The organism is Shewanella sp. SR43-8, assembly GCF_014163775.1.
GTDB classification, from domain to species: Bacteria; Pseudomonadota; Gammaproteobacteria; order Enterobacterales; family Shewanellaceae; genus Shewanella; species Shewanella vesiculosa.
Map to the genome: position 1 here is coordinate 86,014 of NZ_JACJDX010000014.1, position 14,961 is coordinate 100,974.

Annotated in this window: 15 protein-coding genes; 7 read left to right on the forward strand and 8 right to left on the reverse strand. The window is 41.3% G+C overall.

Going from position 1 to position 14,961, the window contains the following annotated elements; all coding sequences use genetic code 11:
* Nucleotides 1-136: 136 nt before the first annotated feature.
* Complete coding sequence (locus H5114_RS17410) at nucleotides 137-1,438, reverse strand: HipA domain-containing protein (protein WP_182723640.1); 1,302 nt, start codon at nucleotides 1,436-1,438, stop codon at nucleotides 137-139.
* A gap of 2 nt (nucleotides 1,439-1,440) precedes the next feature.
* On the reverse strand, nucleotides 1,441-1,677 hold the full coding sequence (locus H5114_RS17415; protein WP_102037534.1) for a helix-turn-helix domain-containing protein: 237 nt from the start codon (nucleotides 1,675-1,677) through the stop codon (nucleotides 1,441-1,443).
* Between the two features lie 289 nt (nucleotides 1,678-1,966).
* On the opposite strand from H5114_RS17415, the gene H5114_RS17420 reads away from it, so the two are divergent.
* Both H5114_RS17420 and H5114_RS17425 read left to right on the forward strand, forming a co-directional pair.
* Complete coding sequence (locus H5114_RS17420) at nucleotides 1,967-3,016, forward strand: nuclease-related domain-containing protein (RefSeq protein ID WP_182723619.1); 1,050 nt, start codon at nucleotides 1,967-1,969, stop codon at nucleotides 3,014-3,016.
* A gap of 53 nt (nucleotides 3,017-3,069) precedes the next feature.
* Nucleotides 3,070-3,798 (forward strand): NYN domain-containing protein, encoded by a 729-nt coding sequence (locus H5114_RS17425; RefSeq protein WP_182723620.1) that lies wholly within the window; start codon nucleotides 3,070-3,072, stop codon nucleotides 3,796-3,798.
* A 24-nt stretch (nucleotides 3,799-3,822) separates the two neighbouring features.
* Here H5114_RS17425 and H5114_RS17430 read toward each other — a convergent pair whose 3' ends face one another.
* The 5 genes from H5114_RS17430 to H5114_RS17450 form a co-directional block, all read right to left on the reverse strand.
* Complete coding sequence (locus H5114_RS17430) at nucleotides 3,823-4,461, reverse strand: hypothetical protein (protein ID WP_182723621.1); 639 nt, start codon at nucleotides 4,459-4,461, stop codon at nucleotides 3,823-3,825.
* 35 nt (nucleotides 4,462-4,496) lie between these two features.
* Nucleotides 4,497-5,090, reverse strand: coding sequence for a Fic family protein (locus H5114_RS17435; protein WP_182723622.1), 594 nt, complete (start codon nucleotides 5,088-5,090; stop codon nucleotides 4,497-4,499).
* On the reverse strand, nucleotides 5,080-5,238 hold the full coding sequence (locus tag H5114_RS17440) for a hypothetical protein (protein ID WP_182723623.1): 159 nt from the start codon (nucleotides 5,236-5,238) through the stop codon (nucleotides 5,080-5,082). The genes H5114_RS17435 and H5114_RS17440 overlap by 11 nt, the downstream gene beginning before the upstream one ends.
* A 300-nt stretch (nucleotides 5,239-5,538) precedes the next feature.
* Nucleotides 5,539-7,176, reverse strand: coding sequence for a chaperonin GroEL (gene groL, locus H5114_RS17445; protein ID WP_124015244.1), 1,638 nt, complete (start codon nucleotides 7,174-7,176; stop codon nucleotides 5,539-5,541).
* Between the two features lie 57 nt (nucleotides 7,177-7,233).
* On the reverse strand, nucleotides 7,234-7,524 hold the full coding sequence (locus tag H5114_RS17450) for a co-chaperone GroES (protein ID WP_124015245.1): 291 nt from the start codon (nucleotides 7,522-7,524) through the stop codon (nucleotides 7,234-7,236).
* A 212-nt stretch (nucleotides 7,525-7,736) separates the two neighbouring features.
* Here H5114_RS17450 and H5114_RS17455 point away from each other — a divergent pair, with 212 nt between their 5' ends.
* Together H5114_RS17455 and H5114_RS17460 are read left to right on the forward strand one after the other, a co-directional pair.
* Nucleotides 7,737-9,188, forward strand: a complete 1,452-nt coding sequence (locus tag H5114_RS17455; protein ID WP_182723624.1) for an MATE family efflux transporter — start codon at nucleotides 7,737-7,739, stop codon at nucleotides 9,186-9,188.
* 91 nt (nucleotides 9,189-9,279) lie between these two features.
* A complete protein-coding gene (locus H5114_RS17460) occupies nucleotides 9,280-9,639 on the forward strand; it encodes a hypothetical protein (RefSeq protein ID WP_182723625.1) in 360 nt (119 codons plus the stop codon).
* 140 nt (nucleotides 9,640-9,779) lie between these two features.
* Here the strand turns inward: H5114_RS17460 and H5114_RS17465 are convergent, their stop codons facing one another.
* Nucleotides 9,780-10,427, reverse strand: a complete 648-nt coding sequence (locus tag H5114_RS17465) for an FxsA family protein (protein WP_124015248.1) — start codon at nucleotides 10,425-10,427, stop codon at nucleotides 9,780-9,782.
* Nucleotides 10,428-10,629: 202 nt separating this feature from the next.
* Between H5114_RS17465 and cutA the strand changes: the two genes are divergently transcribed.
* From cutA to H5114_RS17480, 3 genes are all read left to right on the forward strand, one after another.
* Nucleotides 10,630-10,956, forward strand: coding sequence for a divalent-cation tolerance protein CutA (gene cutA / locus H5114_RS17470; RefSeq protein ID WP_182723626.1), 327 nt, complete (start codon nucleotides 10,630-10,632; stop codon nucleotides 10,954-10,956).
* The gene (locus H5114_RS17475; RefSeq protein WP_182723627.1) at nucleotides 10,953-12,821 is read left to right on the forward strand and encodes a protein-disulfide reductase DsbD; all 1,869 of its coding nucleotides are present in this window, start codon (nucleotides 10,953-10,955) and stop codon (nucleotides 12,819-12,821) included. The genes cutA and H5114_RS17475 overlap by 4 nt, the downstream gene beginning before the upstream one ends.
* Before the next feature lie 306 nt (nucleotides 12,822-13,127).
* Nucleotides 13,128-14,798 carry a cation:proton antiporter family protein gene (locus tag H5114_RS17480; protein WP_182723628.1) on the forward strand — a complete coding sequence of 557 codons (1,671 nt, stop codon included), beginning with the start codon at nucleotides 13,128-13,130 and terminating at the stop codon, nucleotides 14,796-14,798.
* The last annotated feature ends 163 nt before the right edge of the window (nucleotides 14,799-14,961 follow it).

Below are 14,961 nucleotides of genomic sequence, written 5' to 3' on the forward strand. Positions count from 1 at the left end.
AGGGAATCTTTGAGCGATTGTAGATATCCAAAGCTGAATAGAGCAATCATTTTATTGATCACCTCTCAAAGGCATAATATTAAATTAGCAGAGGTACCACTAAATCTGACTCAACTAAATTACATTCACTTTATTATTACAACTCAACAGCCTTTACTTCAGCCGTCATATCAAGATAGCGTTGGCACCTTGTCATGAGTTGCTGGCGATAATCTGCCACAAAAGCATGCTCATCTTCATCAAGCGTTGGCAGCATCGCAATCACATCATCTATCACTTGCTCTATTTTAGTTGCCATCTTTGTTAAATTACTGACTAATAAGGCTCGTGGTAAATTCAGTTCCTCGGCGAACGAGGCCAGTTGATAAGCATAAATTTTATTAGGGTCGAATTCATCATCGATAGCCATTGCCATTTCTTGCTCGAAATCTTTATACATTGCCACATTGACTAAGTCATACCACGGGGTCGGTACCATACCTGTGGGAGTCATGAAAAATGAGTAGTTTTTGCCATGGGCATCAGCATTACCGCTCAGTAAATTAAATAAAGCCCACTGCAGCATATTTTGTTTAGCAGCTGCAGGATTAGTGCACTCACTGGCGAGGCTAAACAAACGAGCAAAGCTTACACCCTCTCGAATACCTTTCACATCACGACCTGTGCCAAAGTTGCGTTCATATTTTTTGTTAACACTGAAACCCAACGCTTGGCAGCTATCAACCATGTGCCGTCTCAAGACTTTTTGAGACTCAGGCATGTAACGACGATCAAAGCGTTCGACACAAAGGGATTTGTGTTGACCAAACTCGACAATATCGACATGAGCAACATCGTTACCAATAGCCTTAGCCAAGCGCATGGTAAGAAACTCGTTAATCACTAAATGACGGTATGGTGCAAACTTCAAAATATGTGTGGATGTCAGCGAACCGTCACCAAAGCCAAAAGTATTGCCATTATAAAACAGGTTTAGTTTGGACTGCACCCCAGCGACTGACAGCCTTGGTTTTCCATCCCACACTTCCATTGGCCATAGCTGCGGATCTTCAATTCGCTTAATCACTTCATCAGCACTTATCTCCCTTAAGGCTGTTGCCGGTATCAATGTTCCTTTTGGCGAAAAAGCGATGGCACCCGCGGTATCAAGGCCGATACCACGGATAAGGGCAAACGTATTACCACGAGATACCCCTAGCGATTCAATTAAATATTCTAAGCCTTTATTTTCGGGTAATAGGTTTACTAAAAACATCGCAATTTGATGGCTGTTAGCGGTTCCATCTAAGGGGACCATCGGCGAAATGGGAAAACCCCTTTGTTGCCAATCATGGGTGTATTGAACAGTGAATGTCTCGGTCGCGGGATCAAATGACAGCTCACCAATTATCTGATCGCCAAGATGCATATCCAAAGTCAGTTTTTCAGCTGTACTCATCATTAGTACCAGCCATTAGAGTATGCATCACTATGTTGTGCCGCCAAAATGCTAATCCCCAAGCCATTAAGAATTTTGAACACTGTCGAGATATAAACATCTTCGCCTTTCTCGACACGAATTAACGTCTTTTTGGTCACGCCACACAGCATCGCCGCCACATCTTGAGTCAGTGCCGCATTGTTTCTGGTTTCTTTAATGAGTAAACCCAAGGATTGTTGATTGAGTGCAGGTGTCATAACGTTAGTCCAAAGTATACTTTGCTACACTTTAGCTCTGAATGCTTGATATTTCAACAGAAAAGTGTAACAACCTACACTTTACTGTAATCTCCTCTGTCAAGATCAACAAAAGTATAGTTAAGTACACTTTTTAATTATCTAAGTCGCCAAACGAGTTATAAGTGTAGGTTGTTACACTATCGAATCGATTACGCCATACGTTTAAAATTAACACTGGCTTTTTTATCAGCATCATAGATATTATGAGCTTGATTATTATCAAGTTATGAATGGATGCTGTTGGTAAATGATTCTTAAAACTAAAACACTACAAATGACCAAAACGCCGCAAACGATTGCGGGTCAAAAACAGGAACAGGATGTAGCTTTCTTCTTACGCCGTGCATTTAAAGATCATCCTGAAGTACTGGTTATTAACGACTTCAAATTTAGCTTTAATGATGAAACGGCTCAAATCGATCACTTGATCGTGTATACATATGGCTTTGTGCTAATTGAATCAAAAAGCATTAAAGGTCACGTTAAAGTGAACAACCAAGGCGAATGGACACGCAGTTATAACAACCAATGGTCAGGTATGTCTTCGCCAATCAAGCAAGTTGAGCTGCAACAAGCCTTGTTGCAAGAAATGCTCAAGCATCATAAGAATGACATATTAGGTAAGTTACTGGGTATAAAGCAGCAAGGCTTCAATGGACGCTGCTGGCATTATTTATGTGCGGTATCCAGTAATGCTGTGATCGACCGAAAAACCATGCCCAAAGAGATTTCGGACAAACTGTATAAAACTGAATTTTTGGTCGATGAGCTCAAAAATATCATGAATCTTAAACACAAATTGCTCCGCTTGGTAAGCGTCACCGACACTCGACCAGACTTTAGTCAGCAAGAACTCGATTCAATTAGCCAATTTCTTATTAGCCAACATATCGACTCAAATACTCAGCAAACTGAAGCTACTCCAGCACAACAAAAGCAAATCCAACCGATACCAAATACACCAGAATTTAAACCAGAGCTTGAGCAAGGGCCTAAACCAGCATCAGCGCCCACTCATCATCTAGCTCAATCTACTGTCGCAAGACTTGCACCAGTAGCAGCATTCGCGCATGAGCAACACCCCATAATAAGCTGCAAACATTGCGGTGAATCAACACAATACACCCCGATGTATGGCAAATTCGGCTACTACATCAACTGCAACCAGTGCAGTAAAAACACACCAATGAAACAAGCCTGCCCACAATGCATGAGTAAAAACACCAAAGTCACTAAGCGCAAAGAAACCTACACATTGAATTGTGCGGACTGTGGATTTGAAAAGCAGATTATTTAATCATTAGAAGCACTTATAGGCATAAACTGTAATGATCTGACTAGGACGTCAATATGAAAGATAAAGATAAAATCGCAGTATTTATTGATGCTGATAATGCACCAGCTAAGAAAATTGATAAAGTACTAGCGGAGCTTGCTCGCTATGGTGTGGTAAACATACGTAAAGCATACGGCAATTGGAAAAACGCTAATCTAAAAGCTTGGGAAGATGTATTACATGAGTATGCGATTCAGCCCATACAGCAATTCGATTTAACTAAAGGCAAAAATGCCACAGATATGGCACTTGTTATCGATGTGATGGATGTTTTATATACAAAAAATGTTGATATTATTTGTTTAGTCTCATCAGATTGCGATTTTACCCCCTTAGTCACGAGAGCTCTCGCCGATGGTAAAACCATCATAGGATTTGGTGAACGCAAAGCTCCGATGCCATTTGTTAATAGCTGTTCTCGCTTTTTATTTCTAGATGACGACAAAGGCACAGAGGCTCCATTACCAACAGCCACTAAAAGCTTAAACAAAAATACAAAACTCATCAGTTTATTAAGGCAAGCTATTGAGGCTGTAGAGGATGATGACGGATGGGCAATGTTGGGACCTATCGGTACTCATATTTCTAACCATGCCTCGTTTGATCAGCGTAATTATGGCTTCAAAAAATTAAGTGACTTATTCACATCGATAGATCTTTTTGAAATGAAGAAAACCAATGGTTCTGTCATTTGGATAAGAGACAAGAAAAGGAACAAAACGTTAAATGGCAAGGGGAAATAACGATTATCTTTTCCTTTGGCACCTTTATATGTGCTTACTTTCATTGTTTTTTAAAATCTTCAATAAATCAGAAGCACCTTTCCTATAACTATTAGACGATGAACTGCTTTTAAGTGAGCTACAACCAAAAACACTGGAATTCATCAAGATAAAAAACTTTTCAACTGCATCAAATAAAGCAAAAATCTCACCTTCTACAGGATCGACAATACTCGAACTCATCATCGTTGGATAATCTGCATGAGCACCTAATTTATGTCTAAACTCTTTTAGAGGTTTACGTAAATGGGTAATTCCATTTTCATATAAACCTCTTATTTCTTGATATTTATCACTTTTTTCAACCACGTCAGATTTTAATAAATATTCCAAAGTCAGATTTAAATGGCTATTATTCCCGCGCCCTTGCTCCTTGGGATCCGTCAGCTTACACAATTGCAGTATCATTGAGTCACGGAATGACCAATGTACTAATCTAAAAAACTCGAGTGAAGCCTCTGAAATAATCTGTCGATTTTCTGCATCACTATAGAGCTGTTCATACGTGAGCTTAAGATGCTTAATCTCGTAAAATATCTCTCTAGCCTTAATAAACTCACTCCTAAACTGCTCCATAATTTGCCCTTTAATAATTGTTTGAAATCTAGGTAATCCGGTATTCATCAAGTTATACCCCCCAATGAGGCATAAGAGGATGCTTAAATTGATGAAGTGGCATTACTTAATATTTGATTTAATGATCTCAGGTCGCCTAAATACCCTTGAATGTTTGCATTTACCCATTCATCTTTCGAAATATCAGGCCAATTAACATTCAAACCAAAATTGAAAAAGAGTTCTTCAAAGAAAAAACGTTGTGTTCGACCATTACCCTCCCTAAAAGGGTGAATAATGTTCAATTCACAAAAAATATCGGTAATCTCTGTAACTAACTCACCTTTTGAATCGCATCGTTCCAATAATACGATTCGAGAAAATTGCTTATTCGCTTCAGCTTCAATTCTTGAGCAAGTACAAAACCGTGTATTTCCCTTAGAAATATCAACAGTTCTTATTTCACCAGCCCAATGATAGATATCTTGAAATAATTGCCTGTGCAGGCTTTGGAGATGCTTTAAGTTAAAGTCTTGTATCGAGGTAATTGTTGATGAGTATTCGCTGTATCGAATCGCAGTAAAAGCCAGTTCGGCTTCTGCGAGGTTGCCATAATCTTGAATATTAAGCTTATTTTGCAGTACTTCAGAAGCGGGATAACAGTAACTGTCGTGACTTACCCCGTATTTATCGCGCATATTTTAGTTTCAAATCATCGATCGATTTTCCGGCATTTTCTTTCTTCATAGATAAGCCTTCATAACGAGAGCTCATTTCAAAATTGCTCATTTTCGGAGTGAAAGTTTGAGTATTCTTCGGTGCTTTATTGGTTGCTGAATTTGCCATATACCCTCCTCGATAACGACTATATTATAGCCTAGTCTAGCCTACTCTTCTATATAGCCCAGTCTTTATCCATGAGATAAACGCCCTTCCCCAGAATAACAAAAAGCCCCGATACTGTTAGGTATCGAGGCTTTCTCTTTTCTTTTACAAGAAATTTGGTTTTAAGCTTTTAGGCTTGAAACAACATTTGATCTAACGCAGGAAAAATCAGCTTAGAGCAAGGCTTTTTGTCACGAAGCGTAGTGTTTTTCTACGTGAGTGGCAAAGTAACGCCGCTATAACTGATTTTAACCAGTTAGATTACATCATGCCGCCCATTCCGCCCATACCACCCATTCCGCCCATATCTGGCGCAGAATCTTGTGGTACTTCAGCAATCATCGCTTCTGTTGTGATCATAAGACCAGCAATAGACGCGGCGAACTGTAGCGCGCTACGAGTCACTTTAGTTGGGTCTAGGATACCCATTTCTAACATGTCACCGTAGGTGTCGTTACCAGCGTTGTAACCGAAGTTACCTTCACCGTTTTTAACAGTGTTAGCAACAACTGATGCTTCTTGACCAGCGTTAGTTGCGATTTGACGTAAAGGCGCTTCCATAGCACGTAGTGCAATCACTACACCGTGTTTTTGGTCTTCGTTCAATACTTCAACATCTTTAATCTTGCTTGCTACGCGAACAAGGGCAACACCACCACCGGCGACCACACCTTCTTCAACCGCTGCGCGAGTTGCATGTAATGCATCTTCTACGCGCGCTTTTTTCTCTTTCATTTCAACTTCGGTTGCTGCGCCAACTTTGATGACTGCAACACCGCCAGCTAACTTAGCCATACGCTCTTGAAGCTTTTCTTTGTCGTAGTCTGAAGTTGACTCTTCAACTTGTTGTTTGATTTGCGAAACACGTGCAGAAATTTGCACTTGGTCGCCACTACCGTCGATGATAGTAGTGTTATCTTTAGTGATGATGACGCGCTTAGCTGTACCTAAATCTTCTAGAGTCGCTTTTTCAAGTTCTAGACCGATTTCTTCAGCGATAACAGTACCGCCAGTTAAGATTGCAACGTCTTGTAGCATTGCTTTACGACGGTCGCCAAAACCAGGTGCTTTAACAGCAGCTACTTTAACGATGCCACGCATGTTGTTCACAACTAAAGTTGCTAATGCTTCGCCTTCAACGTCTTCTGCAACGATAAGCAATGGCTTACCTGTTTTCGCTAGACCTTCAAGGATTGGTAGCAATTCACGGATGTTAGAGACTTTTTTGTCTACTAATAAAATGAATGGGCTATCTAATTCAATGCTGCCAGTTTCTGGCTTGTTGATGAAGTATGGTGATAGGTAACCACGGTCAAACTGCATACCTTCAACAACGTCTAATTCGTTTTCAAGCGCTTGGCCTTCTTCAACTGTGATAACGCCTTCTTTACCGACTTTTTCCATTGCGGTGGCAATGATGTCGCCGATTGACTCATCAGAGTTAGCAGAGATAGTACCTACTTGAGCAATGGCTTTAGTGTCTGAACACTCTTGAGAAAGTAGTTTAAGTTCAGCAACGGCTGCGATAACCGCTTTGTCGATACCGCGCTTAAGGTCCATTGGGTTCATACCCGCTGCAACTGCTTTTAGACCTTCAACAACAATAGCTTGTGCTAATACTGTTGCAGTAGTGGTACCGTCACCGGCAGCATCATTGGCTTTAGAAGCAACTTCTTTGACCATTTGTGCGCCCATGTTTTCGAACTTGTCTGTTAGTTCGATTTCTTTAGCCACTGACACACCATCTTTAGTGATCATTGGCGAACCAAAGCTTTTATCTAAAACAACGTTACGACCTTTAGGGCCTAAGGTTACTTTAACTGCGTTGGCTAGGATGTTAACGCCTGCAAGCATTTTTACGCGTGCGTCGTTACCAAATAAGACTTCTTTTGCTGCCATTTTTTGATGTTCCTTTAAATTTAATGATTAAGTGGAAAGTCGATTGATGCGTGAGGCTTAGCCTACTACTGCCATCAGGTCAGCTTCTGACAGGATTAAGACTTCTTCACCGTCAATTTTTTCTTTCTTAACGCCGTAACCTTCATTGAAGATCACTACGTCGCCCACTTTAACGTCAAGTGGAGTAACTGTGCCATTTTCTGAAATACGACCGTTGCCTACAGCAAGGATTTCACCGCGAGTTGATTTTTCTGCTGCGCTGCCTGTAAGCACGATGCCACCTGCAGATTTAGATTCAACTTCTAAACGTTTAACGATAACGCGGTCATGTAATGGACGAATATTCATCTATGAACTCTCCTAATGATTTGATGCCCAAAAAGCGAGGCTATTGACTAACAAATAAGGGTTTTCCCCTTGATGCATGTGATATGGGGGTGGTTAGTCGTAGATCCAAGGGGAATTTAAAAAAAAACTCTACTTTTTTTAAGTCTGTTTTATTAAAGTAACGCTAATCCTGATAGAATTCGGCTCCGTTAAAATATCAAAGCTGAGAATTGATGAAAGACAGACACGGGTTGCTCACAGCGCCAATTGGTCGTGTGCTGCTTAACATGACCTTACCGAACCTGATTGGGATTATGACCATTCTTGGTGGCAGTCTGGTAGACATCTTTTTTATCAGTCAGTTAGGCACAGAATCGCTCGCGGCAGTCAGCTTTACTTTCCCAATAACCTTAGTCATTTCCAGTATTGGTATTGGCATTGGCGCCGGCGTGTCGACCAATTTAGGTCGCTTGATTGGTTCTGGGCATGCGCCCGAATCCAGAGTGTTTTTATATGACGCCTTGTGTATGACCTTTGTGATTATTTGGGGCTTATCGATTCTCGGTTGCATCTTTATAGAACCCGTTTTCAGTTTACTGGGTGCTAATAGCGCCAGCTTGCCGCTCATTAATGACTACATGTGGTACTGGTATTTAGGCGCTCCAGCGCTGGTGTTATTAATGGTGGGTAATCAAGCATTACGCGCCACGGGTGACACTCATTCTCCGGCTAAAATTATGATGTTAGCCGCGATTGTTAATTTGATCCTCGACCCGCTACTTATCTTCGGTATTGGGCCTTTTCCACGACTTGAAATCCAAGGTGCGGCGATTGCGACAACACTGTCTTGGGTGGTGGCCATGTCACTGTCGGGCTACCTGATCATTGTCAAACGTAAACTGGTGCAGTTTGCAGACTTTGATGTTGGCCGGTTAATTTTACACTGGAAAGTCTTATCGCATATTGCCCGCCCGGCAGCATTAATGAATGTGATTAATCCGATTGCCAACGGCATTATTATGGCGATGTTGGCCCGAATTGATCATGCTGGTGTGGCCGCATTTGGTGCCGGTATTCGCCTAGAGTCGGTATTGTTGATTGTGGTGATGGCGCTGTCGTCGAGTTTAATGCCGTTTATTGCGCAAAACTTAGGTGCTGGGCAACATGATCGCGCTAAAAAAGCCTTATTGATGTCATTGCGGTTTGCATTTGTGTTTCAAACGTTATTGTTTATTCCGCTGTTTTTTTATGCTGAGTCTATTGCCGGGCTATTTACTCATGACCCACTGGTTATCGAATGGCTGAGTTTTTATATTATGATATTGCCTGTCTCTTATGGGCCGCTTGCCATTGTGATTATGGTTGCCACTAGCTTAAATGCTTATCATAGACCCTTGAGTTCACTGGTAATTAACTTATGCCGCTTAATGTTATTGATGCTACCGCTGGCAGCGCTAGGCTCTTATATTGGTGGCGTGAAAGGGATTTTATTGGCACTCCCCATCGCCAATACGTTAATGGGTATAGCTTGTTATTATCTGGCGACTAAAATTAGCGAACCCGAAAAGATTAAGCATGCTGTGCCTTGCCCAGATAACGCTAATCACACCGCATCTGACGATGCTGCTACATCGGACGATCAAGTCGATACAACCAAGCCAAGCACTCGCCTCAGTGAATATTAAACTGTGTTAATAATGGCCGCCGAACTTGCTTTTTAATCGCGCTAAGGTGATTAATAAGCTTATATTTTGATCGCAACAAATCTGGTTTATGATGAAAAAGTCCATTTATGCCGCCATGCTCTCAGGCATTATTTGCCCTGGCAGTGGCCAACTCTGGTTAGGGAAAAAGCTACTCGGCTGGGGGTTTATCAGTGTCAGTTTACTGTGCGTGTTGGTGATAATGAACCAGATAATTAGCCGCGCCCAAGTGATTGCCGAGCAAATTTTGGCCGGTGAGATTGGCAATGATTTAAGCTCCATTTATGCTGCTGTCTCTGGGGCGGCACTCGACACTGCAAGTGCCAGCATGTCGGCCTTAACTTGGGTGTTTTTGGCCAACTGGGGCTTAAGCATTATTAGTGCATTTTGGTTAGGCGCGCAGCAAGACAAGCAGCTTCAGCTACAAAAATAAAAACCGCAATAAACACAAAAACAGCCGAGTAATGCATCTGCATCAATCGGCTGCTTATTCTTATCTGTCATCAAAACGCAATATTTCGTCAACCAACACTGTAGATAACGTTGATCAAAGATTAAATTCGCTTAGTGCGATTAAGACGGTTTGTGGTCGTCTTTTGGCTTAATCGGCTCAACATCAATAATATCGTCATCCTGATTGTGATCCGTTTTGGCATGCTTATCTTGAGGCGGGTTTTCACTCACATCAACATCATGTTGCTCATGCTCAATTTGATGGCTACGTGGGCGATCATTTTTATGCTCAAAATCACCGTCGAAGGTATTACCCTGCTGATCAAATGGCTTTTGCCCCGCAAAAGGACCCGATTGTCCGAAAGGACTTTGGCCACCAAAACCAGGTTTAAAACCACCATTGGCGACCACACGCAATTGCATACGCTTATATAAAAACGCGGCAATGGGGGAGCGGGTTAATGGGGTTAATAGAATTAAACCAATAAAGTCGGTCACAAAACCTGGAATAAGCAATAACACCCCGGCGGCGGCAAGCATCATACCTTCAACAATTTCTTGTCCGGGTGCTTCACCACGAGCTAATTTTTGTTGCACGCTCATTAACGTGCTTAACCCTTGGCTACGTACCAATGACACACCAACAACGGCAGTAAAAAGTACCAAGGCGACGGTAGTCCATGAGCCAATTGAACTGGCAACTTCAATGAGTACATTGAGCTCTATAACGGGTACTAAAACAAATATTAACAATAAAATAAAAAACATATTGGCCTCTAATGATCGCTTTTTGATAGAGTGGCGACCGATAAAATAACTGTTGCCGATGAAACTTAAATGGGGGTGAACGGGTCTATTTTCAAGACGCGTCACGAATATCATCTCAGTTTAATGAAAATGATGCTAAAACATCGTACTGTAATGCATTGCAGTATAACGCCTTTAACTTAAGTAAACTTTAAGACAACTTATGTATAAACCTGAACAGCTACTTATTTTAACCTCTTGCCCAAATGCTGAGGTCGCTGCAGGTATTGCGACAAAATTAATCGAAGCGAAATTGGCAGCATGCGTACAAATAGGCCAAGCCGTTGAGTCAATTTATCGCTGGGACAATAAAATTTGTCAGTCAAATGAAGTACCAATACAAATAAAATGTATGGCATCAGATTATCATTCAATTGAACAACTCGTGATCAAAATGCATCCTTATGAAGTACCAGAATTCATTGCCACTCCGATTATCGGTGGTTTTGGCCCTTATTTACAATGGATAAAAGACAACTCACCATCATGAAAAAAATCGTCGCACTATGCCTAACATCTCTGTTACTGATGTCATCAATCCTCCTCGCGCCAGTGGCACACAGCGCGAATACCTTGGGGAATAAATTCAGCTTTTTAAGCAGTGAACCTGAATTAATGAAGGTCAACGATGCTTTTGTGTTTGACTACCAACAACAAGGTAATCAGCTCAAAATCAACTTTGTGATTGCTGAGGGTTATTATCTATACCGCGACAAGCTGCAGTTTTCTGTCGATGGTGCAGTTATTGGTGATATTGAATTACCTCATGGTAAAAACCACCATGACGAATATTTTGGCGACCAAGAGGTGTTTTACTCGTTCGTTGAAATTCCGATTGCATTTAAAGAAGCCCAAGAAGGTGCGGTGTTTCATGTCACCTTTATGGGTTGTGCTGAAGGTACTTTGTGTTACCCACCGACCAAGCGTGATGTAACCTTATCAGCCATTGAAGCGAATGATGGCAAGATAGTCAGCAAAAAAGTGATTGGCGCCCCTGATGACACGCAATCAGCAAACCTAACCAATGCAACTGATGCTCCAGCAACCCCTATCACTGAGCAAGACACGTTAAACCAAATGCTGCAAAACGATAGCCTGTTGTGGACCTTAGTGATTTTCTTTGGTTTAGGTATCGGCTTAGCATTAACACCATGCGTGTTCCCTATGTACCCTATTTTATCGGGCATTATTGTTGGCCAAGGCCAAAAATTGTCAACGGCCAAGGCCTTCACCCTATCAATGGCCTATGTACAAGGCATGGCGATTACTTACTCCTTACTCGGACTAGTCGTTGCTTCTGCTGGACTTAAGTTTCAAGCAGCCTTGCAACACCCTGCAATTTTGATTTTCTTAGCAGTGATGTTTGTATTGCTGAGTTTGTCGATGTTTGGCATGTACGATTTAAAACTGCCATCTAAATGGCAGGAAAAAATGAACTCAATGTCGAACAACCAAAAAGGTGGCAACCTGATTGGCGTGTTCATGATGGGCGTGATTTCAGGCTTAGTCGCCTCACCTTGCACCACCGCGCCATTATCTGGCGTGCTTATTTACGTGGCGCAGTCTGGCGACTTGCTACAAGGCTTTTTAGCCCTATATGTACTGAGTATGGGCATGGGCTTACCGTTATTAGTTATTGGCACTTCCGGTGGTAAAATTTTACCTCGCGCAGGGGCTTGGATGGACATTATTAAAACCATCTTTGGCTTCTTGCTGATTTCAGTGTCTATCGTGATGGTTGGCCGTATTTGGCCAGGTTTAGTATCCGATTTACTCTGGTCTGTATGGGCAATCAGCTTAATTGCTTACTTAATGCATCAAAATAGATTGTCAGAGTTTAACTGGAAACAAAGCACCCGTGGAGTACTGCTATTGTTGGCGTTAATGGCAAGCTTCTCTTATGGTTTCCAAGCAATGATGGCTGGCTTTGGCCATACCTCTGTGCAGATGAACCAAGCGGGTGTTGAAGGTAAAACCAAAACCGAAGCAAATCACTTTATCCGCATTAAATCGCTAGACGATTTAGAAGTAGAATTAGATAAGGCCAGTATTAGCGGCAAAACTGTAATGTTAGATTTATATGCCGACTGGTGTGTGGCTTGTAAAGAGTTTGAAGCTATTACCTTTAAAAATGCTGATGTTGAAGCACGGATGAAGCAAATGGTGTTATTACAAGCGGACGTGACTGCCAGTGATTATATTGATAATGAGTTGCTAGAGCATTATGGCGTATTGGGTTTACCGACATTATTAATGTTCAATGCCGATGGCAAACAACGTGAAGATTTACGGGTAACCGGATTTATGGGACCAAAAGACTTTGCAGCCCATTTAGATATCCTTTTAGCAAAATAAATCGCCTGAGTAATATCGCGCATTAACGCAATGCGCGATATCTACACGGCAAATATAATGCATTCACTTTATTGACTAAATAAGTTACCTAACAGGCTATGTTGCTCATCATACTTAGCTGTAAGTAGGGTATTAAGTGCAGTTATAAAGATAATCTGTTAGTAAAATCTTTGCCTAGAACACAATATAAAACAGTATCTTTAATCACTAAAGATGCTGTTTTTTGCTTTTGTGGTATTAAAGTCACCGTAAGTTAACCTTTTTCTTATACAATATAATTTTTATATTCCTCATCTAAGGAGTTTTATGGAACCCGCTATCCTTATTATCACTCTGCTTTGCGGTATGTTGGTTAGCCGTGTTGGTTTACCGCCACTCATAGGTTATCTTGCTGCTGGTTTTGTATTATTTACCTTAGGAATTAAAGACACTAGCTTGCCTATTTTGCAACAGCTTGCCGACCTAGGCGTTACCTTACTGCTGTTTTCCATTGGCCTTAAACTTGATCTAAAGAGTCTTTTTAAAGCCGAAGTATGGGCTGGTTCAAGTTTGCATTTAATCGGTTCAATTCTGTTTTTTGTGCCTGTACTTAAGGTATTAGGCTTTTTAGGCATTGAGCAACTAGATGGGTTTAGCTTTAATCAACTGATGCTAGTTGCGTTTGCTCTGAGTTTTTCAAGTACTGTATTTGCGGTAAAAGTACTTGAAGACAGCGGTGATATGCAGTCTCTATATGGTCGAGTAGCGATTGGTATCTTAATTATGCAAGATATCTTCGCGGTAATATTTTTAACCATTTCCAAAGGTAACATTCCATCTGTTTGGGCCTTTGCCTTGTTGTTACTCCCATTAGCAAAGCCACTGATATACAAAGTGTTTGACCGAGTAGGCCACGGTGAAATGTTAGTGTTATTTGGCCTAGTAATGGCCTTAGTTGTGGGCGCATGGCTATTTGAAGCCGTAGGTTTAAAGCCAGATTTAGGCGCTCTAATTGTGGGGATTTTACTCGCAGGACATGCTAAATCATCTGAATTAGCTAAATCGATTTATTTCTTTAAAGAGCTATTCTTAGTCGCATTTTTCTTAACCATTGGTTTAAACGGTTTGCCGACACTGGCAGATATCGGCTTAGCCGCTATTTTAGTGGTGTTAATCCCGGTTAAGATTGTTATGTTTATCTACTTGCTAACCCGCTTTAAATTACGTTCGCGCACCTCGTTATTAGCCTCATTTAACTTAGGTAACTACAGTGAGTTTGGTTTAATTGTAGCTGCTGTTGCGGCGCAAAAAGGTTGGTTACCACCGCAATGGCTGATTATTATTGCGGTCGCCTTAAGCATTAGTTTCTTATTTGCAGCACCGCTGAATAACAGCGTCGCGAAGATTTATTTACGTTATCAAACCAGACTAATGAAACTAGAACGCCATCCTTTGCACCCTGAAGATCGCCAGATTCCAATTGGTAATCCACGCTTCTTAATTTTAGGTATGGGCCGAATTGGTTCAGGTGCTTATGATGAATTACGTTCAAAATACATAGGCGAAATATTAGGTATTGAGCATAAACAAGAGCTGGTCGACTTTCATCGCAATCAAGGTCGTAATGTCGTTCAAGGGGATGCTGGCGATACCGATTTTTGGGAAAAGCTCGAACGAGCTCCTAATTTAGAGTTGGTTTTACTGGCAATGCCAAATCACGTCGGTAACTTGTTTGCCGTTCAACAACTAAAAAGATTAAATTACGAAGGTAAAATCAGTGCCATTGTACAATACACAGAAGACGCCGATTCGTTAAAAGACTCAGGTGTGAATACTGTGTACAACTTGTATGAAGCAGCAGGTAGAGGTTTTGTTGACCATGTGATTAAAGAGCTACTTGATTCGCCATCAGTCATCGCATCTGAATCCGCCGGCGAAATAACCAATGAGAATCACGCTATAGCGGCAGATGAGCAGCCCGTTAAGTCAACATCATAAAATCTGTCCCTAAGTTGCGATCCATTTAAAACGCCTAGAAATATCTCTAGGCGTTTTTGTTTTCCACAACGTATTTTCAATTTTGCGTCGGATAAACAAATCACAGTTACAGATCGAGTAAAGTCATGCTATAACTCCACTAATAAGACTTTTTCTTGTCACC

What these genes read in the sequence shown, in the direction of transcription:
- H5114_RS17410 (WP_182723640.1), bottom strand. Translation starts at nt 1,438, where the DNA reads ATGAGTACAGCTGAAAAACTGACTTTGGATATGCATCTTGGCGATCAG.
- H5114_RS17415 (WP_102037534.1), bottom strand. Translation starts at nt 1,677, where the DNA reads ATGACACCTGCACTCAATCAACAATCCTTGGGTTTACTCATTAAAGAA.
- H5114_RS17420 (WP_182723619.1), top strand. Translation starts at nt 1,967, where the DNA reads ATGATTCTTAAAACTAAAACACTACAAATGACCAAAACGCCGCAAACG.
- H5114_RS17425 (WP_182723620.1), top strand. Translation starts at nt 3,070, where the DNA reads ATGAAAGATAAAGATAAAATCGCAGTATTTATTGATGCTGATAATGCA.
- H5114_RS17430 (WP_182723621.1), bottom strand. Translation starts at nt 4,461, where the DNA reads ATGAATACCGGATTACCTAGATTTCAAACAATTATTAAAGGGCAAATT.
- H5114_RS17435 (WP_182723622.1), bottom strand. Translation starts at nt 5,090, where the DNA reads ATGCGCGATAAATACGGGGTAAGTCACGACAGTTACTGTTATCCCGCT.
- H5114_RS17440 (WP_182723623.1), bottom strand. Translation starts at nt 5,238, where the DNA reads ATGGCAAATTCAGCAACCAATAAAGCACCGAAGAATACTCAAACTTTC.
- groL (WP_124015244.1), bottom strand. Translation starts at nt 7,176, where the DNA reads ATGGCAGCAAAAGAAGTCTTATTTGGTAACGACGCACGCGTAAAAATG.
- H5114_RS17450 (WP_124015245.1), bottom strand. Translation starts at nt 7,524, where the DNA reads ATGAATATTCGTCCATTACATGACCGCGTTATCGTTAAACGTTTAGAA.
- H5114_RS17455 (WP_182723624.1), top strand. Translation starts at nt 7,737, where the DNA reads ATGAAAGACAGACACGGGTTGCTCACAGCGCCAATTGGTCGTGTGCTG.
- H5114_RS17460 (WP_182723625.1), top strand. Translation starts at nt 9,280, where the DNA reads ATGAAAAAGTCCATTTATGCCGCCATGCTCTCAGGCATTATTTGCCCT.
- H5114_RS17465 (WP_124015248.1), bottom strand. Translation starts at nt 10,427, where the DNA reads ATGTTTTTTATTTTATTGTTAATATTTGTTTTAGTACCCGTTATAGAG.
- cutA (WP_182723626.1), top strand. Translation starts at nt 10,630, where the DNA reads ATGTATAAACCTGAACAGCTACTTATTTTAACCTCTTGCCCAAATGCT.
- H5114_RS17475 (WP_182723627.1), top strand. Translation starts at nt 10,953, where the DNA reads ATGAAAAAAATCGTCGCACTATGCCTAACATCTCTGTTACTGATGTCA.
- H5114_RS17480 (WP_182723628.1), top strand. Translation starts at nt 13,128, where the DNA reads ATGGAACCCGCTATCCTTATTATCACTCTGCTTTGCGGTATGTTGGTT.